This is a genomic window from Streptomyces sp. NPDC001532 (assembly GCF_040298625.1).
Classification (GTDB): Bacteria; Actinomycetota; Actinomycetes; order Streptomycetales; family Streptomycetaceae; genus Streptomyces.
On sequence record NZ_JBEPAL010000004.1, the window covers coordinates 130,327 to 153,096 of the forward strand.

Annotated in this window: 24 protein-coding genes and 1 pseudogene; 14 read left to right on the top strand and 11 right to left on the bottom strand. The window is 70.7% G+C overall.

Annotated features, from left to right (window positions below):
* Positions 1-34 precede the first annotated feature (34 nt).
* The 5 genes from ABT232_RS06270 to ABT232_RS06290 all read left to right on the top strand — a co-directional run bounded on the left by ABT232_RS06270 (position 35) and on the right by ABT232_RS06290 (position 7,082).
* A complete protein-coding gene (locus ABT232_RS06270; RefSeq protein ID WP_351836627.1) occupies positions 35-712 on the top strand; it encodes a spermidine synthase family protein in 678 nt (225 codons plus the stop codon).
* A gap of 123 nt (positions 713-835) precedes the next feature.
* Entirely contained in the window at positions 836-1,576 is a 741-nt protein-coding gene (locus ABT232_RS06275) for a response regulator transcription factor (RefSeq protein WP_351836629.1), read from the top strand.
* On the top strand, positions 1,573-2,682 hold the full coding sequence (locus ABT232_RS06280) for a sensor histidine kinase (RefSeq protein ID WP_351836632.1): 1,110 nt from the start codon (positions 1,573-1,575) through the stop codon (positions 2,680-2,682). Before ABT232_RS06275 ends, ABT232_RS06280 begins: the two co-directional genes overlap by 4 nt.
* A 290-nt stretch (positions 2,683-2,972) precedes the next feature.
* The gene (locus ABT232_RS06285; RefSeq protein WP_351836635.1) at positions 2,973-6,776 is read left to right on the top strand and encodes a multifunctional oxoglutarate decarboxylase/oxoglutarate dehydrogenase thiamine pyrophosphate-binding subunit/dihydrolipoyllysine-residue succinyltransferase subunit; all 3,804 of its coding nucleotides are present in this window, start codon (positions 2,973-2,975) and stop codon (positions 6,774-6,776) included.
* Positions 6,777-6,899: 123 nt separating this feature from the next.
* Positions 6,900-7,082 carry a DUF6104 family protein gene (locus ABT232_RS06290; RefSeq protein WP_019075209.1) on the top strand — a complete coding sequence of 61 codons (183 nt, stop codon included), beginning with the start codon at positions 6,900-6,902 and terminating at the stop codon, positions 7,080-7,082.
* A gap of 201 nt (positions 7,083-7,283) precedes the next feature.
* On the opposite strand, the gene ABT232_RS06295 is transcribed toward ABT232_RS06290, so the two are convergent.
* Positions 7,284-8,144, bottom strand: coding sequence for a hypothetical protein (locus tag ABT232_RS06295; protein ID WP_351836637.1), 861 nt, complete (start codon positions 8,142-8,144; stop codon positions 7,284-7,286).
* Positions 8,145-8,289: 145 nt separating this feature from the next.
* On the opposite strand from ABT232_RS06295, the gene ABT232_RS06300 reads away from it, so the two are divergent.
* Positions 8,290-9,186: a DUF4097 family beta strand repeat-containing protein gene (locus ABT232_RS06300; RefSeq protein ID WP_351836640.1), complete on the top strand. Its 897-nt coding sequence runs from the start codon at positions 8,290-8,292 to the stop codon at positions 9,184-9,186.
* A 1-nt stretch (position 9,187) separates the two neighbouring features.
* A complete protein-coding gene (locus ABT232_RS06305; protein ID WP_351836642.1) occupies positions 9,188-10,186 on the top strand; it encodes a PadR family transcriptional regulator in 999 nt (332 codons plus the stop codon).
* 28 nt (positions 10,187-10,214) lie between these two features.
* Here the strand turns inward: ABT232_RS06305 and ABT232_RS06310 are convergent, their stop codons facing one another.
* The 4 genes from ABT232_RS06310 to ABT232_RS06325 form a co-directional block, all read right to left on the bottom strand.
* The gene (locus ABT232_RS06310) at positions 10,215-10,787 is read right to left on the bottom strand and encodes a Clp protease N-terminal domain-containing protein (protein ID WP_351836907.1); all 573 of its coding nucleotides are present in this window, start codon (positions 10,785-10,787) and stop codon (positions 10,215-10,217) included.
* Positions 10,787-10,996, bottom strand: coding sequence for a helix-turn-helix domain-containing protein (locus ABT232_RS06315; protein WP_351836644.1), 210 nt, complete (start codon positions 10,994-10,996; stop codon positions 10,787-10,789). Before ABT232_RS06315 ends, ABT232_RS06310 begins: the two co-directional genes overlap by 1 nt.
* Positions 10,997-11,174: 178 nt before the next feature.
* Positions 11,175-12,140, bottom strand: coding sequence for a zinc-binding dehydrogenase (locus ABT232_RS06320; RefSeq protein WP_351836646.1), 966 nt, complete (start codon positions 12,138-12,140; stop codon positions 11,175-11,177).
* A 357-nt stretch (positions 12,141-12,497) separates the two neighbouring features.
* Positions 12,498-13,721: an NAD(P)-dependent malic enzyme gene (locus ABT232_RS06325; protein WP_351836648.1), complete on the bottom strand. Its 1,224-nt coding sequence runs from the start codon at positions 13,719-13,721 to the stop codon at positions 12,498-12,500.
* A 551-nt stretch (positions 13,722-14,272) separates the two neighbouring features.
* Between ABT232_RS06325 and ABT232_RS06330 the strand changes: the two genes are divergently transcribed.
* From ABT232_RS06330 to ABT232_RS06340, 3 genes are read left to right on the top strand one after another with little or no spacing between them, the layout of a single operon-like run.
* Positions 14,273-15,238 (top strand): ABC transporter substrate-binding protein, encoded by a 966-nt coding sequence (locus tag ABT232_RS06330; protein WP_351836650.1) that lies wholly within the window; start codon positions 14,273-14,275, stop codon positions 15,236-15,238.
* A 41-nt stretch (positions 15,239-15,279) separates the two neighbouring features.
* The gene (locus ABT232_RS06335; RefSeq protein WP_351836653.1) at positions 15,280-16,221 is read left to right on the top strand and encodes an amino acid ABC transporter permease; all 942 of its coding nucleotides are present in this window, start codon (positions 15,280-15,282) and stop codon (positions 16,219-16,221) included.
* The gene (locus ABT232_RS06340) at positions 16,218-17,024 is read left to right on the top strand and encodes an amino acid ABC transporter ATP-binding protein (RefSeq protein ID WP_351836656.1); all 807 of its coding nucleotides are present in this window, start codon (positions 16,218-16,220) and stop codon (positions 17,022-17,024) included. Before ABT232_RS06335 ends, ABT232_RS06340 begins: the two co-directional genes overlap by 4 nt.
* A 59-nt stretch (positions 17,025-17,083) precedes the next feature.
* Here ABT232_RS06340 and ABT232_RS06345 read toward each other — a convergent pair whose 3' ends face one another.
* Entirely contained in the window at positions 17,084-17,854 is a 771-nt protein-coding gene (locus ABT232_RS06345) for a class I SAM-dependent methyltransferase (protein ID WP_351836658.1), read from the bottom strand.
* Positions 17,855-17,954: 100 nt separating this feature from the next.
* Here ABT232_RS06345 and ABT232_RS06350 point away from each other — a divergent pair, with 100 nt between their 5' ends.
* Positions 17,955-18,584: a CGNR zinc finger domain-containing protein gene (locus ABT232_RS06350; protein ID WP_351836660.1), complete on the top strand. Its 630-nt coding sequence runs from the start codon at positions 17,955-17,957 to the stop codon at positions 18,582-18,584.
* On the opposite strand, the gene sodX is transcribed toward ABT232_RS06350, so the two are convergent.
* Positions 18,488-18,916 (bottom strand): nickel-type superoxide dismutase maturation protease, encoded by a 429-nt coding sequence (gene sodX, locus ABT232_RS06355; RefSeq protein WP_351836663.1) that lies wholly within the window; start codon positions 18,914-18,916, stop codon positions 18,488-18,490. The two genes, ABT232_RS06350 and sodX, sit on opposite strands and share 97 nt — an antisense overlap.
* A gap of 144 nt (positions 18,917-19,060) precedes the next feature.
* On the opposite strand from sodX, the gene sodN reads away from it, so the two are divergent.
* Together sodN and ABT232_RS06365 are read left to right on the top strand one after the other, a co-directional pair.
* A complete protein-coding gene (sodN, locus tag ABT232_RS06360) occupies positions 19,061-19,456 on the top strand; it encodes a superoxide dismutase, Ni (RefSeq protein ID WP_020136639.1) in 396 nt (131 codons plus the stop codon).
* 153 nt (positions 19,457-19,609) lie between these two features.
* Entirely contained in the window at positions 19,610-20,098 is a 489-nt protein-coding gene (locus tag ABT232_RS06365) for a hypothetical protein (RefSeq protein WP_351836667.1), read from the top strand.
* Here the strand turns inward: ABT232_RS06365 and ABT232_RS06370 are convergent.
* Positions 20,079-20,513, bottom strand: a complete 435-nt coding sequence (locus ABT232_RS06370; RefSeq protein ID WP_351836670.1) for an HIT family protein — start codon at positions 20,511-20,513, stop codon at positions 20,079-20,081. The two genes, ABT232_RS06365 and ABT232_RS06370, sit on opposite strands and share 20 nt — an antisense overlap.
* A 100-nt stretch (positions 20,514-20,613) precedes the next feature.
* Between ABT232_RS06370 and ABT232_RS06375 the strand changes: the two genes are divergently transcribed.
* Entirely contained in the window at positions 20,614-21,357 is a 744-nt protein-coding gene (locus tag ABT232_RS06375; RefSeq protein WP_351836673.1) for a VOC family protein, read from the top strand.
* Positions 21,358-21,360: 3 nt separating this feature from the next.
* On the opposite strand, the pseudogene ABT232_RS06380 reads toward ABT232_RS06375, so the two are convergent.
* The 3 genes and pseudogenes from ABT232_RS06380 to ABT232_RS06390 form a co-directional block, all read right to left on the bottom strand.
* Positions 21,361-21,785, bottom strand: a pseudogene (locus ABT232_RS06380) (YciI family protein).
* A gap of 32 nt (positions 21,786-21,817) precedes the next feature.
* Positions 21,818-22,054 (bottom strand): hypothetical protein, encoded by a 237-nt coding sequence (locus ABT232_RS06385; protein WP_351836676.1) that lies wholly within the window; start codon positions 22,052-22,054, stop codon positions 21,818-21,820.
* A gap of 68 nt (positions 22,055-22,122) precedes the next feature.
* Positions 22,123-22,707 (bottom strand): dihydrofolate reductase family protein, encoded by a 585-nt coding sequence (locus ABT232_RS06390; RefSeq protein ID WP_351836679.1) that lies wholly within the window; start codon positions 22,705-22,707, stop codon positions 22,123-22,125.
* Positions 22,708-22,770 lie beyond the last annotated feature (63 nt).

Genomic DNA, 22,770 nt, shown 5'->3' on the forward strand with positions numbered 1-22,770 from the left:
TCGGCGGTGCGGCCCGAGGTGCCAGGATGGGCCGATGCCCACCGCTTACGACACACCCGAAGTCCTGGACCGTCGCGAGGGCCCCTACGGCGAGGTCGTGCTGCGCCGGCACGGCGATGTGCTGCAGATCATCGCCAACGGCTGTTTCCTCATGGACACTTCCGACGGCCGCTCCGAGCGGCGGCTCGTCGACGCGGCGCTCGCCGCGCTGGACGGGCGGCCGAAGCCCGCGGTCCTGATCGGCGGTCTCGGGGTCGGCTTCTCGCTCGCACACGCGACCGCGAACGCCCGCTGGGGGCGCGTCACGGTGGTGGAACGCGAGCCCGCCGTCATCGACTGGCACCGAAACGGTCCGCTCGCCGCGCTGTCCCGCGAGGCCCTGGCCGACGCGCGCACCGAGATCGTCGAGGCGGATCTGGTCGCCTACGTCAATGAGACATGCGCCACGTTCGACGCGCTGTGCCTGGACATCGACAACGGCCCCGGCTGGACCGTCACGGAGGGCAACGACGGGCTCTACGCACCGGCCGGACTGGCAAGCTGCGCAAGGGTGTTGAGGCCCGGTGGGGTGCTCGCCGTATGGTCGGCCGAGCCTTCCCCGGATTTCGAAGAAACCTTGCGTAATGCCGGATTCCGGCATGTGCGTACCGAAGAGATCCCCGTTGCCCGGGGCGTTCCGGACGTCGTGCACCTCGGCGTCCGACCTGGATAGCAAAGGCGCGGTGACTCCCCGTACCCTGCTTGCCTGACGCCGATCATTCAAGCGTCAATCGCAGTCATGCGCAGACAAGGGATCACCCCACTGATTCCGGAAAGCACACTTTTGGGGCGGGCGATGGAGCAGACACACACCTCCCACAACGGCACGGCGACGGCCGCTCCGGCGGCACAGCGCCGGGTCCTCGTCGTCGAGGACGACCCGACGATCGTCGACGCCATCGCGGCCCGCCTGCGCGCCGAGGGATTCCTGGTGCAAACGGCCGGCGACGGTCCCTCGGCGGTCGACACGGCGGAGGCCTGGCAGCCCGACCTGCTGATCCTCGACATCATGCTGCCGGGCTTCGACGGCCTGGAGGTATGCCGCCGGGTGCAGGCCCAGCGGCCGGTGCCGGTCCTGATGCTCACCGCGCGCGACGACGAGACCGACATGCTGGTCGGACTCGGGGTCGGCGCCGACGACTACATGACCAAGCCGTTCTCCATGCGGGAGCTGGCGGCCCGCGTGCATGTGCTGCTGCGCCGGGTGGAGCGGGCGGCGCTGGCCGCCTCCACGCCGCGCAGCGGCATCCTGCGGCTCGGCGAGCTGGAGATCGACCACGCGCAGCGCCGGGTCCGGGTGAAGGCCGAGGACGTGCATCTGACGCCCACCGAGTTCGATCTGCTGGTGTGCCTGGCCAACACCCCCCGCGCGGTGCTCTCCCGTGAGCAGCTGCTCGCCGAGGTGTGGGACTGGGCGGACGCCTCCGGCACCCGCACGGTCGACAGCCACATCAAGGCGCTGCGCCGCAAGATCGGCGCCGAGCGGATCCGCACGGTGCACGGCGTCGGGTACGCGCTGGAGACCCCGACGCCATGAGGGACGGGCGGCGAGCCGCACGGAGGAGCCCCGGGGAACCCTGGGGCGGCGTACGCCCGTTCTCGATCAAGACCAAGCTCGGCGCGCTGGTCGTCATCTCGGTGCTGATCACCACCGGACTGTCGGTGATCGCGGTGCACACCAAGACCGAGCTGCGGTTCATCACGGTCTTCTCGATGATCGCCACGCTGCTGATCACACAGTTCGTGGCGCACTCGCTCACCGCCCCGCTGGACGAGATGAACGCCGTGGCCCGCTCCATCTCGCACGGCGACTACACCCGCCGGGTGCGGGAGAACCGGCGGGACGAACTGGGCGACCTGGCCGGGACGATCAACGTCATGGCCGACGAGCTGGAGGCCCAGGACCGCCAGCGCAAGGAGCTGGTCGCCAACGTCTCGCACGAGCTGCGCACCCCCATCGCGGGGCTGCGCGCGGTGCTGGAGAACGTCGTCGACGGCATCGCCGAGGCCGACCCCGAGACCATGCGCACGGCGCTGAAGCAGACCGAGCGGCTCGGCCGGCTGGTGGAGACGCTGCTGGACCTGTCCCGGCTCGACAACGGCGTCGTCCCGCTGAAGAAACGGCGGTTCGAGGTGTGGCCGTATCTGTCGGGCGTGCTGAAGGAGGCCAACATGGTCGCCTCGGCCCGCGCGGGCATCGCCTCCGGATCCGGCAGCCACACCCGCACCGACGTCCATCTGCACCTCGACGTCTCGCCTCCGGAGCTGACCGCGCACGCCGACCCCGAGCGCATCCACCAGGTCGTCGCCAACCTGATCGACAACGCGGTCAAGCACAGTCCGCCGCACGGCCGGGTGACGGTGAAGGCGCGGCGCGGGGCGCAGCCGGAGTCGCTGGCGCTGGAGGTGCTGGACGAGGGTCCGGGCATTCCGCGCTCGGAGTGGCACCGGGTCTTCGAGCGGTTCAACCGCGGTGTGGTCAGCCGGCCGCACGGGCCCGGCAGCGACGGGGGCACCGGACTGGGCCTGGCGATCGCCCGCTGGGCGGTGGATCTGCACGGCGGCCGGATCGGAGTGGCCGAATCCGAGCGGGGTTGCCGGATTCTTATCACTCTTCCGGGACTGCCATCCGTGCCAAGTTGACGTAAAGTGCGAACCGGAGCCACAAGATCCACGGGCGTTCGCACTGACGGACACGTGTGATCAGGCAGGGCCCCGCGCCGTCCGTGCGCCGGGCCGCATCGGCGTACCCCACCAGCGGCATCGCACACCGGAACCACGCTTGTTTCCCGCCATTATCAGCCCCGAAACACGGTCTCCGATGTGACTTACGCGACGATGAACGGGCCCGGCCTGACCTTCCCGCCCAGGGAGGCGTAGCCTTTATTCCCGCTGTCCATCACCTTGTGAAGCGGAAGAGGGCGGTTGCCGCCGTGTCGCCACAGTCCCCCAGTAATTCGAGCATCTCCACCGACGCCGACCAAGCGGGCAAGAATCCCGCGGCCGCGTTCGGAGCCAACGAGTGGCTCGTCGACGAGATCTATCAGCAGTACCTCCAGGACCCGAATTCGGTAGACCGCGCCTGGTGGGACTTCTTCGCCGACTACAAGCCCGGGGCGGCCGCCGCCCCGGCTCCGGCGGGTAGCCCGGCCACGGAGGCCGCGCAGACCTCCCCCACGGCTCAGACGCCGGCCGCCCCCGCGGCACCCGCCGCCCCGGCCGCCCCCGCCGCCGCCCAGCCCGCCGCGGCCCCCGCCCCGGCGCCGGCTCCGGCGGCCCCGAAGCCCGCCGCCGCTCCCGCCCCGGCCGCCAAGGCCCCGGCGAAGCCCGCCGCCGCCCCGAAGGCCCAGCCGGCCGCCGCGGCCCCGGAGGGTCCCGAGCTGATCACGCTGCGCGGCCCGGCCGCCGCGGTCGCGAAGAACATGAACGCCTCGCTGGAGCTGCCGACCGCCACCTCGGTCCGCGCGGTGCCGGTGAAGCTGCTCTTCGACAACCGCATCGTCATCAACAACCACCTGAAGCGGGCCCGGGGCGGGAAGATCTCCTTCACCCACCTCATCGGCTTCGCGATGGTGCAGGCCATCAAGGCCATGCCGGCGATGAACTGGTCGTTCGGCGAGAAGGACGGCAAGCCGACCCTGGTCAAGCCGCCGCACGTCAACCTCGGTCTCGCCATCGACCTGGTCAAGCCCAACGGCGACCGCCAGCTGGTCGTCGCGGCGATCAAGAAGGCCGAGACGCTGAACTTCTTCGAGTTCTGGCAGGCCTACGAGGACATCGTCCGCCGCGCCCGTGACGGCAAGCTGACGATGGACGACTTCACCGGCGTCACGGTCTCCCTGACCAACCCCGGCGGCCTCGGCACCGTCCACTCGGTCCCGCGTCTGATGCCCGGCCAGTCGGTCATCATGGGCGTCGGTTCCATGGACTACCCGGCGGAGTTCCAGGGCACCTCCCAGGACACCCTGAACAAGCTCGGCATCTCGAAGGTCATGACGCTCACGTCGACCTACGACCACCGGGTCATCCAGGGCGCCGCCTCCGGCGAGTTCCTCCGCCAGGTCGCCAACCTGCTGCTCGGCGAGAACAACTTCTACGACGACATCTTCGAGGCGCTGCGCATCCCCTACGAGCCGGTCCGCTGGCTCAAGGACATCGACGCGTCCCACGACGACGACGTCACCAAGGCCGCCCGTGTCTTCGAGCTGATCCACTCCTACCGGGTCCGCGGCCACGTCATGGCCGACACCGACCCGCTGGAGTACCAGCAGCGCAAGCACCCCGACCTGGACATCACCGAGCACGGCCTCACCCTGTGGGACCTGGAGCGCGAGTTCGCCGTCGGCGGCTTCGCCGGCAAGTCGATGATGAAGCTGCGCGACATCCTCGGCGTCCTGCGCGACTCGTACTGCCGCACCACCGGCATCGAGTTCATGCACATCCAGGACCCCAAGCAGCGCAAGTGGATCCAGGACCGCGTGGAGCGCCCGCACGCCAAGCCGGAGCGCGAGGAGCAGCTGCGCATCCTGCGCCGGCTGAACGCGGCGGAGGCCTTCGAGACCTTCCTGCAGACCAAGTACGTCGGCCAGAAGCGCTTCTCGCTGGAGGGCGGCGAGTCCGTCATCCCGCTGCTGGACGCGGTCCTGGACTCGGCCGCCGAGTCCCGCCTGGACGAGGTCGTCATCGGCATGGCCCACCGCGGCCGTCTGAACGTCCTCGCCAACATCGTCGGCAAGTCGTACGCGCAGATCTTCCGCGAGTTCGAGGGCAACCTCGACCCGAAGTCGATGCACGGCTCCGGCGACGTGAAGTACCACCTGGGCGCCGAGGGCACCTTCACCGGCCTCGACGGCGAGCAGATCAAGGTCTCCCTGGTCGCCAACCCCTCCCACCTGGAGGCGGTCGACCCGGTCCTGGAGGGCGTCTCCCGCGCCAAGCAGGACATCATCAACAAGGGCGGCACGGACTTCACCGTCCTGCCGGTGGCGATCCACGGCGACGCGGCCTTCGCGGGCCAGGGCGTGGTGGCCGAGACCCTGAACATGTCGCAGCTGCGCGGCTACCGCACCGGCGGCACGGTCCACATCGTCATCAACAACCAGGTCGGCTTCACCGCGGCCCCCGAGTCCTCGCGTTCCTCCATGTACGCGACGGACGTGGCCCGCATGATCGAGGCCCCGATCTTCCACGTGAACGGCGACGACCCGGAGGCCGTGGTCCGCGTCGCGCGGCTCGCCTTCGAGTTCCGCCAGGCGTTCAACAAGGACGTGGTGATCGACCTCATCTGCTACCGCCGCCGCGGTCACAACGAGTCCGACAACCCGGCCTTCACCCAGCCGCTGATGTACGACCTGATCGACAAGAAGCGCTCGGTGCGCAAGCTCTACACCGAGTCCCTCATCGGTCGCGGCGACATCACCCTGGAGGAGGCCGAGCAGGCGCTCCAGGACTACCAGGGCCAGCTGGAGAAGGTCTTCACCGAGGTCCGCGAGGCCACCTCGCAGCCCGCCGCGGTGGAGACGCACGAGCCGCAGGCCGAGTTCCCGGTCGCCGTCGGCACCGCGGTCTCCTCCGAGGTCGTCAAGCGGATCGCCGAGTCCCAGGTCAACATCCCCGACCACATCACCGTCCACCCGCGTCTGCTGCCGCAGCTCCAGCGCCGGGCGACGATGGTCGAGGACGGCACCATCGACTGGGGCATGGGCGAGACCCTCGCGATCGGCTCGCTGCTCCTGGAGAACGTCCCGGTCCGGCTCGCCGGCCAGGACTCCCAGCGCGGTACGTTCGGCCAGCGCCACGCGGTCATCATCGACCGCGAGACGGGCGAGGAGTACACGCCGCTGCAGTACCTCTCCGAGGAGCAGGCGCGGCTCAACGTCTACAACTCCCTGCTCTCCGAGTACGCGGCCATGGGCTTCGAGTACGGCTACTCGCTGGCCCGCCCCGACGCGCTCGTGATGTGGGAGGCGCAGTTCGGCGACTTCGTCAACGGCGCGCAGACGGTCGTCGACGAGTTCATCTCCTCGGCGGAGCAGAAGTGGGCCCAGACCTCCGGTGTGGTCCTGCTCCTCCCGCACGGCTACGAGGGCCAGGGCCCGGACCACTCGTCCGCCCGCCCGGAGCGCTTCCTCCAGCTGTGCGCGCAGAACAACATGACGGTCGCCATGCCGACCTCGCCGGCGAACTACTTCCACCTCCTGCGGTGGCAGGTGCACAACCCGCACCACAAGCCGCTGGTCGTCTTCACCCCGAAGTCGATGCTGCGCCTCAAGGCGGCGGCCTCGAAGGCGGAGGAGTTCACCACGGGCCAGTTCCGCCCGGTCATCGGTGACAGCTCGGTGGACCCGGCCGCGGTGCGGAAGGTCGTCTTCTGCGCGGGCAAGGTCTACTACGACCTGGAGGCCGAGCGGGTCAAGCGCGGCATCACCGACACCGCGATCATCCGCATCGAGCGGCTGTACCCGCTGCCGGGTGCCGAGCTCCAGGCGGAGATCAAGAAGTACCCGAACGCCGAGAAGTACCTGTGGGCGCAGGAGGAGCCGGCGAACCAGGGCGCGTGGCCCTTCATCGCCCTCAACCTCATCGACCACCTGGACCTGGCGGTCGGCGCGGACGTCCCGCACGGCGAGCGCCTGCGCCGCATCTCGCGTCCGCACGGCTCGTCGCCGGCCGTGGGTTCCGCGAAGCGGCACCAGGCCGAGCAGGAGCAGCTGGTACGTGAGGTGTTCGAGGCGTAGGCCTCAGCACTGCGGAAGGGCCCGGCCCCGAGTCCTCGCGACTCGGGGCCGGGCCCTTCCGTCATAACCTTGAGTCGTACGTTCCCGGGCCCCGGGCCGGGCCCCATCCCCAGGAGAGCACCCGTGTACTTCACCGACCGAGGCATCGAGGAACTCGAGAAGCGGCGCGGCGAGGAGGAGGTCACCTTCGAGTGGCTCGCCGAGCAGCTGCGGACGTTCGTCGATCTCAACCCGGACTTCGAGGTGCCGGTGGAGCGTCTGGCGACGTGGCTGGCGCGGCTGGACGACGAGGACGACGACGAGTAGAGCGGCGGTGCCTTCCCCTGCGTCGGGAGGGCCGGTGAGCGGGGCGCCTGGGGCGCCCCGTTTTCCGTCGGCGGGCGGGTCGCCGTGGTGGTCGACGTGGACGGCCGCTGGTTGTCGTGGGTGACGGGGTCGACGCGGGTGGCCGCCGGTTGTCGTGGGTGGCCGTTGGTGTGCCCGTCTGTCGTCGGTCGTGGTGCGTCGTCAGTCGCGTGGGTGGGCCAGGCCGTAGCCCAGGCCGAGTGTGCCGTGGGCCAGGAGAAGGGTGCCCGCGACCAGCCGGCCGGCGCTGCGGCGGTGCAGGCCCCACGCGGTGAGGGGGAGGCCGGCGGCGATCTGGGCGAGGGACAGGGCACGGGCCCTCGGGCCGCCCGTCCAGGGCAGGAAGGGGCCCAGGAGACGGTCCTGGAGACCGTTCTCGACGACGTCCAGTTCCGTGCGGACCGCCTCGCGCCACCCGGGCCGGTCGATCCGCCGGACGTCCGGGGCGCTCTCGGCCGCTTCGACGAGGCGGGCGGCGGGATCACCGGGGACGAGACCGCCGGGCAGGGCGACGCCCACGCGCGTGAGGACCGCCAGCAGGCCACGGATGCGGGTGCGGCCGTCCGCCGCGTCGTCGGGCCGCGTCAGCCGGTCAAGGGACTGCATGTCGAGGACCGGGTCCAGGCCGAGGCGGGCGGCGAAGGTGCGCATGGCCTCGTCCTCACCGGCCGCGACGCCGTTCGCGAGCCACACGTAGCCGACGGGACGGCGGAAGCCGGCGGCCAGCGTGAACCCCGCCCGGTCGGGGTCCCACCACAGGGCGAGGACGGGCCAGGGAGCGCCGACGGCGAGGGCGGCGGCCCAACCGCCCGCGACGCGGTCGACCGGCTCGCCGGCGTCCCGCCAGGGCCTTCCCTCCGGCACGAGCACACTCCACCGCTCCCCTGCGCCGGTGAGCAGCATGGGCTCGCGCAGCAGGCGGGCGGCGGAGGCGACGGACGCGGGCTCCGCCCGGCAGAGCAGCAGGGCGCCCGGGGCGGTGGCACCGGCACGGGGGCCGACCGGGGAGTTGTCCGTCGGCATGATCACACGCTAGGGCACTTTGTCCGGTTCGGGTGATCCGTGATCGCCGGAAAGAGTGTCTTGACTTTCCGAGGCCGCGATATATCGTGAATTGCGGAAGACGCGATATGGCGCGTCGGGGTGGGTCGTCGAGGAGGTCTGCACCATGTCAGAGTGGTCCGTCGCGGAGCCGAGGAAGCTCGTCTTCGACGCGCCCCCGAGCGAACTCCGCGTCCGCATCGTCAATGGCACGGTGAACGTGGTGGGCACCGACGAGGGCTCCGCCCGCCTGGAGATCTCCCAGCTCGAAGGGCCGCCCCTGACCGTCACCGAGCAGGACGGCACGCTGACGGTGGCCTACGACGACCTGCCCTGGAAGGGCTTCCTCAAGTGGCTGGACCCCAAGGGGCGCCGGCGCAGCGCCGTGGTCTCGCTGGCCGTCCCCGCGAACACCCGCGTCGAGGTGGGCGTGGTCGGCGCCTCCGCGATGGTCTCCGGCGTCACGGGGCCGGTGGACGTGCGGGGCGCCTTCGGGGACACGACGCTGGTCGGCCTCACCGGGCCGGTCCGCGCGGACACCGTCTCGGGCAATGTGGAGGCCCAGGCGCTCGGCGGCGACCTGCGGTTCAACTCGGTCTCCGGGGACCTGACCGTCGTCGAGGCGGGCTCGTCCGTGAAGGCCGACTCGGTCAGCGGCTCGATGATCGTCGACCTCAATCCGGGAGGCAGCCCCACCGACATCGGCCTCACCAGCGTCTCCGGCGAGATCGCGATCCGTCTGCCGCAGCCGGCGGACGCGCGGGTGGAGGCGAACACCGCCAGCGGAAGCGTCTCCAACGCCTTCGAGGATCTGCGGGTCACCGGCCAGTGGGGCGCCAAGCGCATCACCGGCCGCCTCGGCGAGGGCAACGGCCGGCTGAAGGCGACGACCGTCTCCGGCTCCATCGCCCTGCTGCGCCGGCCGCCGGAGGAGCGGTGGGACGCGGCGGAACCGCAGGACGGCCCAGGAGACAATGCCGCTGCCGCCCCGGCCGACGGCACGACCGACAAGAAGGTGCTCTGACATGCCGCCCGTCTTCGCCCATGGCCGCCTCCGCCTCTACCTGCTCAAGCTGCTCGACGAGGCCCCGCGCCACGGCTACGAGGTGATCCGCCTCCTGGAGGAACGCTTCCAGGGGCTGTACGCGCCGTCGGCGGGCACGGTGTACCCGCGCCTGGCCAAGCTGGAGAGCGAGGGCCTGGTCACCCACACCACCGAGGGCGGCCGCAAGGTGTACGCCATCACGGACGCCGGCCGCGCCGAACTGGCCGACCGCAGCGGTGAACTGGCCGACCTGGAGCTGGAGATCCGGGAGTCCGTCGCCGAGCTGGCCGCGGAGATCCGGGCCGATGTGCGGGGCGCCGCCGGTGACCTGCGGCGCGAGATGCGGGCCGCCGCGGCGAGCCAGGCCCGGCAGGAGCACGGCTCGGCGGACTCCTCGGAAGCCGGCGGGGACAAGGAGGCCTGGCGCGCGGCCAAGGAGGAGCTGCGGCGCGTCAAGCAGGAGTGGAAGGAGCAGGCCCGCCGCGCCAAGGACGAGAGCCGCCGGGCCCGCGAGGAGGCCCAGCGCGCCCGCCGCCAGGCCAAGGAGGCCCAGGACCAGGCACGGGCGCAGGCCCAGGAAGAGGTGCAGCGCATCGCCCGGCGGGTCCAGGAGCAGGTGCAGGACCACTTCCAGCGCGGCGACTGGCCGACGGGCCTGCGCGAGGGCCTGACGGAACTGGCCAAGGAGTTCGGTCAGTTCGGCACGGACAACGGCAAGCGCCGGGGCAACGGCCCCGACCACGAGTACTCCTCCACCCCCGCGGACTTCCCGGCCGACGTCGAACCCGCCTGGGCCCACGAGGACCCCACCGGAGACCCGGCCCGCGACCTCGACCGCCTCCTCGACCGCTTCCGCGACGACATCCGCGACACAGCCCGCGACCACGGAGTCACCCCCGCCCAACTCCACGAGGCCCGCCATCACCTCTCGACAGCGGCCTCCCGGATCACCGCACTGCTCCGCACACCCAAGGCGTAGGGGCGGGGGTCGGCGCGGGCGGGCACCCTCACCCCGCCTTGGCCACGCCTCCCGCTCCCCCGCCGTCCAGTACCCGCGTCACCGACTCGTAGGTGACGCCGTGGTCCGCCAAAACCTCCGCGGCGACACCCGGGCGAGCGGTGAGGGCGAGCAGGAGGTGCTGGTCGCCGATGGTGCGGTCATGTCGGGCCAGGGCGATGCGCAGGGACTTCTCCAGCACGTCCTTGGCGTCCCGGCCGAAGGAGGGGCGCCTGCCGCGCCTCGCCGTGTCCCTGGGGCCCTCGGACATCGCACCCGCGCCGTGCACCTCCTCCACCCGGGCGACGATCTCCGCCACGTCGATCCCCAGCCCGGCCAGCGCCTCGGTGTCCGCCTGGGAGAGTCCGGCCCGGCGCCGGGCCTCGTCCAGCGCCCGGGTCACTGAGGCCCGGCGCCGATCCGCGCCCAGCGCGGCCAGCGCGAAGGAGGCCCGGCTCGCCTCGCGGTCGAGCAGCGCGAGCAGCAGATGGCCGGCGTCGACGGTGCTCGCCCGCTCGTGCTCGGCGTGGGCGAAGGCCCCCTTCACCACCTCACGAGCGTCCTTGGTGAACCGTTCGAACATCATCGCCTCCCGTACTTCTTGTGGACGGCCTGCCTGCTCACACCGAGTTCCGCGGCGATCTCCTGCCACGACCAGCCCTGATGGCGCGCGCTGCGCACCTGGACGGCTTCCAACTGCTCCAGCAGCCGGCGCAGCGCGGCGACGGCCCGCAGCCCGACCCGTGGATCGCGGTCGCCCGCGCGCTCGGCGAGATCCGTTGCTTCGGTCATGACGTCAACTTACGTTGACATCCCCCAAGCGTCAACCTTGGTTGACATAGCCCGCGCGACGGCAACGCGACGGCAGCACAGCGGCAGCACAGCGGCATACGGAAACGGCCGGCCCGGAAGAACCGGACCGGCCGTTGTCGAGTGCCGTCGTCATCCACGGGCGAACCGCCCGCACAACTCAGGAGTTGGTGAGCACGATCTTGCCGAACTGGTCCCCCGCCGCCAGCCGCTCGAAGCCCGTGCGAGCCTGCTCCATCGGCAGCACCTCGTCGATCACCGGCCGCACACCCGTGGCCGCGCAGAACGACAGCAGGTCCTCCAGCTCGTCCTTGGTCCCCATGGTCGAGCCGACGACCTTGAGCTCCAGGAAGAAGATGCGCGTCAGCTCCGCGTGCGAGGGCCGGTCACCACTGGTGGCACCGGAGATCACCAGCGTGCCGCCGGGCCGCAGCGACTTCACCGAGTGGGACCACGTCGCCGCGCCGACCGTCTCGATCACCGCGTCCACCCGCTGCGGCAGTCGCGCGCCCGACTCCAGCGCCTCCACGGCACCGAGCTCCAGCGCCCGCTTCCGCTTGGCCTCGTCCCGGCTGGTGGCGAAGACCCGCAGCCCGGCCGCCTTGCCCAGCACGATCGCGGCGGTGGCGACACCGCCGCCCGCGCCCTGCACGAGCACCGAGTCACCGGGGCGCACCCCGGCGTTGGTGAAGAGCATCCGGTAGGCGGTCAGCCAGGCGGTCGGCAGACAGGCGGCCTCCTCGAAGGAGAGCTCCTTGGGCTTGGGCAGGATGTTCCAGGCGGGCACGGCGACCTGCTCGGCGAAGGTGCCCTGGTAGCGCTCGGTCAGGATGGAGCGGGGCTCCTTCGGGCCGACGCCGTGGCCGGTCTGGCCGATGACGGAGTGCAGGACGACCTCGTTGCCGTCCTCGTCGATTCCGGCGGCGTCACAGCCGAGGATCATCGGGAGCCGGTCCTCGGGGAGGCCGACGCCGCGGAGGGACCAGAGGTCGTGGTGGTTGAGGGAGGCGGCCTTGACGTTGACGACACTCCAGCCGGGACGGGCCTCGGGGGCGGGACGCTCCCCCAACTCCAGTCCGTCGAGCGGCCGGTCGCGGTCGATTCGGGCGGCGTAGACAGCGAACATGGGGGCGACGATAGGGGGCCGTAGGGGCGGGCGGAACCGTGTCGGACTGTGAGACACACCCTCTTGCCAGCGTCTCCACCGACCGTACGCCCCGTCGGAGCACCCGCGGGAACCCGACCACCGCCCGAGCGGCACGGCTGACCGCACCCACCTCGACCCGGCCACCACCGGGTCGACACACCCCCACACCTACGAAACCCCGACCACCGCCCGCCCTCCCCCGACCGGCGCAACCCACCCCCCGAACAGCCCAGCCCCCCGCAGCCGAATGACCCCGCCCGAACGGGCGGGGTCATTCGGGTCAACGCTCTGGACCGGACCGGGGCCGGACTCCGGTCCCGGCCGGCTCGGTGTGCGTCACCGGCGGGCGACGCCCTCCGCCCGAGCCGCCGCGGCCACCGCCGCCGTCACGGCCGGGGCGACGCGCTCGTCGAACGGCGAGGGGATGACGTAGTCGGGAGCGAGGTCGTCCCCGACCACCGCGGCCAGCGCCTCCGCCGCCGCGATCTTCATGCCCTCGGTGATCCGGGAGGCCCGCACCTGGAGCGCCCCGGCGAAGATGCCGGGGAACGCCAGCACGTTGTTGATCTGGTTCGGGAAGTCCGACCGGCCGGTGGCCACGACCGCCGCGTACTTGTGCGCGACCTCGGGGTGCACCTCGGGGTTCGGGTTGGCCATGGCGAACACGAACGCGCCCTCGGCCATGGAGGCGACGGCCTCCTCCGAGACGGTGCCGCCGGAGACGCCGATGAAGACGTCGGCGCCGGCCAGCGCGTCCTCCAGGGAGCCGGTGAGGCCCGCCTTGTTGGTGAAGGAGGCCAGCTCCCGCTTGACCGAGGTCAGGTCGTCCCGGTCGGCCGACACGACACCCTTGCGGTCGGCGACCGCCACGTCCCCGATGCCGGCTTCGATCAGCATCCTGGCGATGGCGACACCGGCCGCGCCGGCGCCCGAGATGACCGCCCGCAGCTGGCCGATCTCCCGCCGGCTGAGGCGCGCGGCGTTGCGCAGCGCGGCCAGCGTGACGACGGCGGTGCCGTGCTGGTCGTCGTGGAAGATCGGGATGTCCAGGCGCTCCTGGAGCCGGCGCTCGATCTCGAAGCACCGGGGCGCCGAGATGTCCTCCAGGTTCACGCCGCCGAAGGACGGCGCGAGCCGCACCACGGTCTCGACGATCTCGTCGACGTCGGTGCAGGCCAGCGCGATCGGCACGGCGTCGACGCCGCCGAACTGCTTGAAGAGGATGGCCTTGCCTTCCATGACCGGAAGGGAGGCCTCGGGTCCGATGTCGCCGAGCCCGAGCACGGCCGTACCGTCCGTCACGACGGCCACGACCGACGACTTCCAGGTGTAGTCGTGGACGAGGTCCGGCTGCTCGGCGATCGCGGTGCACACCTTCGCGACGCCGGGCGTGTAAGCCAGGGACAGGTCGTCCTTGTCACGGATCGGCACGGTGGCCTGCACAGCCATCTTGCCGCCGCGGTGCAGCGCGAAAGCCGGATCGATGGAGTCGAGGGGCTCCGCACCGCCCTCCTGGTCCGTATGGGTCTCGCTGCGAGGATTGACGATCTCCGCTGCCACTTCGTTTTACCCCTTAGGTGTTCATGGTTTGAGGGTGGGTTCCACTCCTGGTGAGGGGTGGGCGGGCACCGCGTATGACCCAGTGAGAGATGCGTACGGGCACATACGCGACGGGCGCGCCGCACACGCGCCCTGCCCCGGATGAGGGGTGTAAAGAACCTTCTTACCGGACGAAGGGCGTCGCCGACGAGTCCATAACGCGAAGGTCACATGCCGGTGACATGACTCATAGACGAATATGGGGACGAGGGCTCGACAAACCCTTGACAAACGCTCAAGTACCGGCATAAGCCCGGTTTGGATCATCCATATCGTGAGACATGCCGAAGATCTTCCGGCCGGAAGGAGGCATTCCCGCAGAAGGTCCGGCCGTGTTGTCCGGAGTGATGCGGTTCGGGCGTCACCCGTTATCCGATTTTGACATGGCGGGCAGCCTGAATGGCTCAGTCCGAATGGCAAGATGCCCGTAATCACACGAGGTCGCGACACCCGAAGGTGTGTGTTCTCGTCGACCCATCGGCAACTCCACCCATCCGCCGGAGGAACCCACCATGACCGCAAGCACCACCCGTCGTACGACCGCCATGCGCACCCGGCTGGCCGCGGTCGGCTCGATCGCGGTCGCAGGCGCCCTGCTGCTCACCGGCTGCGGTGACCAGACGAAGAACGGCGGCGGCTCGGAGACCGCGGACACCGCGTCGAAGACCGCGGCGCCGCTGGCCGACAAGCTGCCCGCGGAGATCCGCGACAAGGGCGTCATCAAGGTCGGTTCGGACATCGCGTACGCGCCGGTCGAATTCAAGGACAGCTCCGGCAAGACGGTCGGTATCGACCCGGACATCGCCGCCGCCATGGGCAAGCAGCTCGGCGTCGACTTCCAGTTCGAGAACGGCACCTTCGACACGCTGATCACCGGTCTGCGCTCGGGTCGCTACGACATCGCCATGTCCGCGATGACCGACACCAAGGACCGCCAGGAGGGCATCGACTCCGACACCGGCAAGAAGGTCGGCGAGGGCGTCGACTTCGTCGACTACTTCACCGCCGGTGTCTCGATCTACACCAAGAAGGGCGACGACCAGGGCATCAAGACCTGGTCCGACCTGTGCGGCAAGAAGATCGTGCTGCAGCGCGGCACCGTCTCCGAGGACCTCGCCAAGGCCGAGTCGGAGAAGTGCCCGAAGGGCGAGAAGATCACGATCGAGGCCTTCGACAACGACCAGCAGGCCCAGACCCGCCTGCGCGCGGGCGGCGCCGACGCCGGCTCCTCCGACTTCCCGGTCGCCGCGTACGCGGTGAAGACCTCCGGCGGCGGCAACGACTTCCAGCTGGTCGGCGAGCAGGTCGAGGCGGCGCCGTACGGCATCGCGGTCGCCAAGAGCGACACCCAGCTGCGCGACGCCCTCAAGGCCGCCCTGGAAGCGATCATCGCCAACGGCGAGTACGAGAAGATCATCTCGAAGTGGGGCGTCGAGGACGGTGCCGTCGAGGAAGCCGTCGTCAACGGCGGCAAGTGACCGCGCGGCCACCGTACTGCGGGCACTGAAAGGCAACACCCGTGACTGTTGACATCGACAAGACGACGGGGCCGGACGACACTCCCCCGGCCGGACCGGAAGCCATCAAGGCCATCCCGGTCCGGCACTACGGGCGGTACGTCTCCGCCGTCGTCGCGCTCGCGCTGTTCGGCGCGGTCGTCTACGCGTTCTCCCAGGGCAGGATCAACTGGGACGCGATCCCCGACTACTTCTTCGACGACCGCATCCTGGACGGCGTCGGCAAGACGCTCCTGCTGACCGTCCTGTCCATGGCGATCGGCATCGTCGGCGGCGTCCTGCTCGCCGTGATGCGCCTGTCGAAGAACCCGGTGACCTCGACGATCGCCTGGTTCTACATCTGGTTCTTCCGCGGCACCCCGGTCCTGGTGCAGCTGATCGTCTGGTTCAACCTGGGCCTGGTCTTCGAGTACATCAACCTCGGGCCGTTCTACAAGGACGAGTGGTCGGACTTCATGACCCCGTTCCTGACCGCGCTGCTCGGCCTCGGCCTGAACGAGGCCGCGTACATGGCGGAGATCTGCCGTGCCGGTCTGCTCGCGGTCGACGAGGGCCAGACCGAGGCGTCGCACGCCCTGGGCATGAGCCACGCCAAGACCCTGCGCCGGATCGTGATCCCGCAGGCGATGCGCGTGATCGTGCCGCCGACGGGCAACGAGGTCATCAACATGCTGAAGACGACCTCGCTGGTCTCGGTCGTCCAGTATCCGGAGCTGCTGCGCGCCGCCCAGGACATCGGGCAGACGTCCGGCGCCCCGGCCGAGATGCTGTTCCTCGCCGCGGCCTGGTACCTGCTGCTGACCTCGGTCTTCAGCATCGGCCAGTACTACCTGGAGCGCTACTACGCCAAGGGCTCCACCCGACAGCTGCCGCCCACGCCGTGGCAGAAGGTGAAGGCGAACGTGTTGTCCCTGAGCCGCCCGAAGGGAGACGCGTCCGCATGACCGACAAGCTCAGCAAGACGGACAAGCCCGTGAAGAGCACCACCGTCCCCATGGTCAAGGCCGAGGGCGTCCACAAGAGCTTCGGCCCGGTCGAGGTCCTCAAGGGCATCGATCTGGAGGTGAAGCAGGGTGAGGTGTTCTGCCTCATCGGTCCCTCCGGCTCCGGCAAGTCGACCTTCCTGCGGTGCATCAACCACCTCGAGAAGATCAACGCCGGTCGGCTCTACGTCGACGGCGAGCTGGTCGGCTACCGCCAGAAGGGCGACAAGCTGTACGAGCTCAAGGACAGCGAGGTCGCGCTGAAGCGCCGGGACATCGGCATGGTCTTCCAGCGCTTCAACCTCTTCCCGCACATGACCGCGCTGGAGAACGTCGTCGAGGCGCCGATGCAGGTCAAGGGCAAGAGCCGGACGGAGGCGAGGGAGCACGCGCGGCAGCTTCTGGAGCGCGTGGGCCTGGCCGACAAGGCCGGGAACTACCCCTCGCAGCTCTCCGGCGGCCAGCAGCAGCGGGTGGCCATCGCGCGTGCCCTGGCGATGGAGCCCAAGCTGATGCTGTTCGACGAGCCGACCTCGGCGCTGGACCCGGAGCTGGTCGGTGACGTCCTCGACGTCATGCGCGACCTCGCCGAGTCCGGTATGACGATGGTCGTCGTCACCCACGAGATGGGCTTCGCCCGCGAGGTCGGCGACAGCCTGGTCTTCATGGACGGCGGTGTGGTGGTCGAGTCCGGCAACCCGCGCGACGTCCTGACCGACCCGCAGCACGAGCGGACGCAGGCGTTCCTGTCGAAGGTGCTGTAGCGGCAGTCACGGCGAGGGGCGGTACGGACGGGTTCCGTACCGCCCCTCGCGCGTGCGCCCTACTTCAGCGCGAGCAGCAGCGTGTCCGACGGCGAGCACCACACCGGGCGCGCCTCGGCGAAGCCCTTCTCGCGCAGCACCCGGGCGTGCCAGGCGGCGGAGGGCGTGTCGCCGTCGGCGTGCTCGCCGTAGATCTCGAAGCGGCGGGCGGTGGGGGCGGCGAGCACCGGGTCCTCGCCGGCCACCTGCCACCACTGGGTCCAGTCGAGCGCGCCGTCGGCGCGGGCGCGTTCCATGCGGGCGTGGCGCTGGGCGCGCTCGGCCGCGTTGATCCGGGGCGTGCTGTCGTCGATCATGTGGTCCGCGTTCATGAAGACACCGCCGTCGCGGACCAGCTCCGCGACCTGACCGTAGAGGGTCGCGAGGGGTTCGCTGTGGAGCCAGTGCAGGGCGGTGGCGGTGAGGACCGCGTCGTACGTCTCGTACGGCAGCTTCGCCGTCCAGTCCGGGTCCTTGAGGTCGGCCGTGACCAGGGTGACCCGGTCGTCGCCCGCGAAGGTGCCCTCGGCGATGGTGAGCAGGGCCGGGTCGAGGTCGACGCCGGTGCTGGTGGCCTCGGGGAGGCGGGCCAGGAGCCGGGCGGTGATGGTGCCGGTGCCGCAGGCGAGGTCCAGGACGCGCGGGGCGGTGCCGACCAGTGCCTCGACCATGTCGAGCATGACCCGGAAGCGGTCCTCCCGGTCCGGCATGTACCACTCCTGCTGGCGGTCCCAGCTGTGCTGCCAGGCCTGCCAGTCGGTACCGGCCGCCGTCGTCTGCGTGTCCGTCATCGTCACCCTCCCCGATCGAGGCATGCGTAATACCCTGGAAGCACGATCGTCTGTTACCCGACCGCACCACGACCATAAAGCGCCCTCGTAAGGACTACAAGTGGAACTGGCCTATTACTCGGATTACGCCGTACGTCTCGTCAACAGCGAGGAGCCGGCCCGGGGCAAGGACGCGCTGACGTCCGTCGACGCCGTCCGCGACCTGTTCGGCGGCAACCAGTCGGCGGCCCGGCGCGCCACCGACGCGGACGTCACCCGGTTCCGCTCGGTCCGGGGCCGGCTGCGCGCGGTCTTCGAGGCGGCCGACGGCGGCGACGAGACGCTGGCGGTGGACCTGCTGAACTCGCTGCTGCTGGAGTTCCCGGTCAGCCCGCAGATCTCCGGGCACGACCACCGCGACGAGGACGGCAGCCCGCTGTGGCACATGCACCTCGCCGACCACCCGTCGAACGCCACCGCCGGCTACGCGGCCATCGCGGCGATGGGCCTGGCCTTCCACCTCACCGAGTACGGCGTGGACCGCCTGGGCCTGTGCGAGGCGGCCCCGTGCCGCAACGCCTACCTGGACACCTCCACCAACCGCTCGCGGCGCTACTGCTCCGACCGCTGCGCCACCCGCGCGAACGTGGCCGCCTACCGCGCCCGCAAGCGCCTGGAGGCGGACCGGTCGCACCAGACCGGCCTGGCCGCGGAGACCGCCCAGCGCAGCACCGCCAGCGGCGAGCGCTGACCCGGCTTGCGGGGCCGGTAGCGGAAGCGGACCCGGCCCAGCACCAGCTCCTGCGGCACGGTGCCGTAGTCGGTGCTGTCACCGCCCGCGAAGGCGTTGTCCCCGAGCACCCACCAGCCGCCCTCGCGGCTCTCCGCCGCCCGCTTCACCACCAGCAGGTCCTGCTGGAACGGATGGCGCAGGACGATCACGTCACCAGGGCGGATCCGGGCGCCGTAGTGCACCACGAGCCGGTCCCCGTGCAGCAGCGTGGGGACCATCGACGGCCCGGTCACCTCCGCCAGCCCGAACGGCGCACCCCTGCGCTCGGTCTCCTGCGACGGCTCCCGCATCCCGGCACCTCCCCGGTTCGATCCTCCACCAGTCTCAGTCTCACCCCGGACTTTTGTCCTAAGCCCAAGGGGGCACTCGCGAAAACCGGTTCCTCAGGGAGTAATGTCCCACCTGAGAAGACGATCACGAGGAAGGAATGCTCCATGCTTTCCCGCCTGTTTGCCCCCAAGGTCAAGGTCAGCGCGCACTGCGACCTGCCCTGCGGTGTGTACGACCCGGCCCAGGCCCGCATCGAGGCGGAGTCGGTGAAGGCCGTCCAGGAGAAGATGGCCGCCAACGACGACCCGCACTTCCAGGCGCGTGCCACGGTCATCAAGGAGCAGCGCGCGGAGCTCGCCAAGCACCACGTCTCGGTGCTCTGGAGCGACTACTTCAAGCCCCCGCACTTCGAGAAGTACCCGGAGCTGCACCAGCTGGTCAACGACACCCTGAAGGCCCTCTCGGCCGCCAAGGCGTCCACCGACCCGGCGACGGGCCAGAAGGCGCTGGACTACATCGCCCAGATCGACAAGATCTTCTGGGAGACCAAGAAGGCCTGACCAAGGCCGCTGCCGCGGACCCGCGATCGGTGCACCATCGCAGGTCATGAGGCTTCCCGAGGGGGCCGGTCGCAACCGCGACCGGCCCTTTCGGCGTTTTTTCGCTAGCCTCGACGCGGTGGCGAACGCGCGCCGGGACGGGGGGAGTTCGACGTGACAGCCTTGAACGACGGGGCCGGAACCGGTGTCGGGACCGGAGCCGGAGCAGGGGTCGGGGCCGGGGCCGCAACCGGCCGTGAGCCGCTGGACGCCGACCGGGTCAAGCATCTGGAGTTCGTCCAGGCGACCATCACCCGGCTGGGCAACAACTCGTTCCTGGTCAAGGGCTGGTCGCTCACCCTCGCCGCGGGCTTCCTGGCTCTGTCGGCCAGCCAGAAGAGCTGGGCGGTGGCGGCCACCGGGGTGGTGCCGCTGCTGTGCTTCTGGTTCCTCGACGCGCACTTCCTGCGTCAGGAGCGGCTGTACCGGCGGCTGTACGACGCCGCCCGCCGCCCCGGCAGCACGATCGAGGTGCTGTCCATGGACGCCACCCCGTTCCGGGCCGACGTCCCCCTGCGCGGCGCGGTCCTCTCCGACACCCTCGCCCTCTTCCACGGCGCGCTGCTCGCCGCCGACCTGGTGCTCATCGCCGTCTGGAGCTGAGCCCGGCGGACCGCACGCGCCCGGCCAGCTCGTCGAGCGCCGCCTCGTCCCGGGGCGCGGTGCGCGGCGGCCAGAAGTCGCCCATCGGGTCGCCGGTATGCCGCGGCACCAGGTGGACGTGGGTGTGGAAGACCGTCTGGGTGGCGGCCCGCCCGGCCGAGTTGATGACGTTCATGCCCTCCGGGGCGAGGACCGAGCGCAGTGTCCTGCCGACCGTCAGCACCGCGTCCATCAGCCGCCGGACCTCGTCCTCGGCCATCTGCCACAGGTCCTCCGAGTGCGCCCGCGGCACCACCAGGGTGTGTCCCCAGGTGGCCGGGGTCAGCGGGAAGAAGGCGAGCGTGTGGGCGTCCTCGTGCACGATCCGCGCGCGGGCGGGGTCCGCGACGATGCCGCAGAAGACGCAGGGTTCCATCGAGCGCACTCTCCTCTGTACGACGATCCACTGAGCCGCTGATCCGATCGGTGGTTCGCGGGACAGGAGATCACGGAATCGTTCGCTCTACGATCACGGCATGACCATCCGCTGGACCTACGCCTTCATCGACCGCCCCGCCGGACTCCTCGGCCGCGCCCAGGAGTTCTGGACGGCCGTCACCGGCACCCGGCTGTCCGAGCCCCGCGGCAAGCGGGGAGAGTTCGCGACACTGCTGCCGGGCGGCGGCGCGGACGCCTGCGCGAAGGTGCAGGGCGTCGGCTCCGGGGACGGCGGCGCGCATCTCGACTTCGCCGTGGACGACGTACCGGAGTTCATCGCCACCGCGCTGGCGCTGGGCGCGCGGACCGTCGCCGAGCACGACGGATGGGCCGTGCTGCGCTCGCCCGCCGGTCAGCTGTTCTGCGCCGTGCCCTGGCAGGGGGAGGCGATACGGCCGCCGGTGGTGCGCGGCAGCCGTCTCGACCAGGTGTGCCTGGACGTCCCGCCGTCCGCCTACGACGCCGAGGTCGCCTTCTGGAGCGCGCTGACCACCGGCTGGACGTCCCGGCCGGGGTCGCGGCCGGAGTTCCATGTGGTGGCGCCGCCGGCCGGGCTGCCGGTGCGGCTGCTGCTCCAGCGCCTCGGCACCGAACGGCCGGCCTCCGCCCATCTCGACCTGGCCTGCGCCGACATCGAGGCGACCTGCGCGGAGCACGAGAGGCTCGGCGCGGTACGGGTGGCGACGGGCGGGCACTGGATCGTGCTGCGGGACCCGGCGAGCGGCATCTACTGCCTGACGGGACGAGACCCCCTGACGGGCGGACTGCCGGGCGCGTCGTGAGTTCTAGGAGGCGTCCTGGATGTCGTCGGCGCCGTCGAGAACGGGCCGGATCACCACCGGCCGCTCGACGACTCCCTCCGGGCCGGGGCAGCGGGTGACGCGTTCGGCGATCTCCGTGACCCGCTCCAGGCTCGCGCAGTCCAGCAGCCAGTAGCCGGCCGGCAGCACCTCGGCCTTGTCGTAGGGATCGTCCGCGATCACCGTACGGCCGTCCGCGCCGCGCGTGACCAGCCGGCTCCGGGCGGGCTCGGCCAACCCTGGGGGTCGACCAGCTCGCCGGTCTCGGCCAGCTCGGAGTTGATCGCGCCCATGTAGACGTACATGGCCTTCAGCTCGTCCTCGGTCCAGCCGGGGGCGTTCTCGGAGGGGTTCCCGCGCATGCCCTCGTACTCCGCCTGCGTGCCCTGCACGACGACCAGGTACTTCATGGGCGCTCCTCGGTCGGGCCCGGTCGGGGCGGTCAGGATTTCGCGTGCCCGGTGTGCCGCCCGGTGTGCCGCTCGTGCTCGGTGGGGCCGGGGCGCCTGGTGTGCTCTTCGGCGGCTGCGACGCCCACCTCGGCGTACGCGTCGCACTTGGGGTTCCGGCACGGGCCCGCGACCCAGGTCGGCACCCATGCGCCCAGCGTCTTGTGGCGCCGGACGACCGTTTCGACGGACTGTCCGCAGACGGGACAGGCATGACCTTCGCTGTCCATGCCCTCCAGGGTAGGACGGCCGACCGTTCCGCGCTCCCCGCCGGCCGGCCGCCCCGCCCCTCCGCCCGTCACCGCTTCCTGCGGTACGTCCGCACCAGCACTCCGTTGTCGAAGGAGCGCACCGAGTCCAGGGCGAAGTCGGTGACGGCGAAGCCGGAGGCGAACATCGGCATGCCGGAGCCGAACACGACGGGGTAGGTCTTGACGACGATCTCGTCGATCTCGTCGATCAGCTCGCCGGCGATCCGCGAGCCGCCGCACAGGTAGATGTCGAAGGCGCTGTCCTCGGCCTTGAGTTCGCGGACCTTGGCGACGAGGCCGTCGGAGATGATCTCGACGTTCGGGTCCGGGGACTCGGCGAGGGTGCGGGACGCGACGTATTCGCGCAGGTGGGCGTAGGGGCTGGTGAGGCCCTCCTTCAGTGCCAGGTCGTAGCTGGCGCGGCCCTGGACGATCGTGTCGAACCGCCGGTTGGGCGTGTCGTCGACGCCGAAGGCGCGGCGGCCCGGGGTGGGCAGGGTGTCGGCCTCCTCCGTCTTGAGGTAGTCGAGGTACTCGCCCTCGACGAAGCGGAACATGGCGGAGGCGTCGCCGCTCGGGTCGCCGATGAATCCGTCGATCGAGCAGGCGATGAAGTAGCTGAGCTTTCGCAACTGGGTCTCTCTTCCGTAAGCTGCACTCGTCGCTGAACCACTCCAGTTGTAGTACTTCGCTTG

Coding starts and splice junctions, on each gene's coding strand:
- ABT232_RS06310 (WP_351836907.1), bottom strand. CDS start 10,787: ATGTTCGAACGGTTCACCAAGGACGCTCGTGAGGTGGTGAAGGGGGCC.
- ABT232_RS06340 (WP_351836656.1), top strand. CDS start 16,218: ATGACCGACAAGCTCAGCAAGACGGACAAGCCCGTGAAGAGCACCACC.
- sodX (WP_351836663.1), bottom strand. CDS start 18,916: ATGCGGGAGCCGTCGCAGGAGACCGAGCGCAGGGGTGCGCCGTTCGGG.
- ABT232_RS06330 (WP_351836650.1), top strand. CDS start 14,273: ATGACCGCAAGCACCACCCGTCGTACGACCGCCATGCGCACCCGGCTG.
- ABT232_RS06300 (WP_351836640.1), top strand. CDS start 8,290: ATGTCAGAGTGGTCCGTCGCGGAGCCGAGGAAGCTCGTCTTCGACGCG.
- ABT232_RS06315 (WP_351836644.1), bottom strand. CDS start 10,996: ATGACCGAAGCAACGGATCTCGCCGAGCGCGCGGGCGACCGCGATCCA.
- ABT232_RS06320 (WP_351836646.1), bottom strand. CDS start 12,140: ATGTTCGCTGTCTACGCCGCCCGAATCGACCGCGACCGGCCGCTCGAC.
- sodN (WP_020136639.1), top strand. CDS start 19,061: ATGCTTTCCCGCCTGTTTGCCCCCAAGGTCAAGGTCAGCGCGCACTGC.
- ABT232_RS06270 (WP_351836627.1), top strand. CDS start 35: ATGCCCACCGCTTACGACACACCCGAAGTCCTGGACCGTCGCGAGGGC.
- ABT232_RS06345 (WP_351836658.1), bottom strand. CDS start 17,854: ATGACGGACACGCAGACGACGGCGGCCGGTACCGACTGGCAGGCCTGG.
- ABT232_RS06275 (WP_351836629.1), top strand. CDS start 836: ATGGAGCAGACACACACCTCCCACAACGGCACGGCGACGGCCGCTCCG.
- ABT232_RS06280 (WP_351836632.1), top strand. CDS start 1,573: ATGAGGGACGGGCGGCGAGCCGCACGGAGGAGCCCCGGGGAACCCTGG.
- ABT232_RS06370 (WP_351836670.1), bottom strand. CDS start 20,513: ATGGAACCCTGCGTCTTCTGCGGCATCGTCGCGGACCCCGCCCGCGCG.
- ABT232_RS06295 (WP_351836637.1), bottom strand. CDS start 8,144: ATGCCGACGGACAACTCCCCGGTCGGCCCCCGTGCCGGTGCCACCGCC.
- ABT232_RS06305 (WP_351836642.1), top strand. CDS start 9,188: ATGCCGCCCGTCTTCGCCCATGGCCGCCTCCGCCTCTACCTGCTCAAG.
- ABT232_RS06385 (WP_351836676.1), bottom strand. CDS start 22,054: ATGGACAGCGAAGGTCATGCCTGTCCCGTCTGCGGACAGTCCGTCGAA.
- ABT232_RS06375 (WP_351836673.1), top strand. CDS start 20,614: ATGACCATCCGCTGGACCTACGCCTTCATCGACCGCCCCGCCGGACTC.